This is a genomic window from Jeotgalibacillus marinus, assembly GCF_040801915.1.
In the GTDB taxonomy this organism is placed as follows: domain Bacteria; phylum Bacillota; class Bacilli; order Bacillales; family Jeotgalibacillaceae; genus Jeotgalibacillus; species Jeotgalibacillus marinus.
Genome location: NZ_JBFMIA010000368.1, coordinates 1 through 218, shown reverse-complemented (window position 1 = coordinate 218; position 218 = coordinate 1). Strand labels below are relative to the sequence as shown.

Genomic DNA, 218 nt, shown 5'->3' with positions numbered 1-218 from the left:
GGTCGCGCTGGTGGGCGGCGGCCCGCCGCCGCGGCCGGGCGAGATCTCGCTGGCCCCTGCCGGGGTGCTGTTTCTCCACGAGCTCGAGTTCCCGCGCAGCGCGCTCGAGGCCCTGCGTGAGCCGCTCGAGACCGGCCAGATCACCATCTCGCGGGCCGCCTGCCAGGCGCAGTACCCGGCGCGATTCCAGCTCGTCGCGGCGATGAACCCGTGCCCGT

The 218-nt window shown here is 75.2% G+C and carries 1 protein-coding gene; it reads left to right on the top strand.

From position 1 onward, the window contains the following. On the top strand, positions 1-218 hold a 218-nt coding region (locus AB1471_RS18205), incomplete at both ends, for an ATP-binding protein (RefSeq protein WP_367781114.1).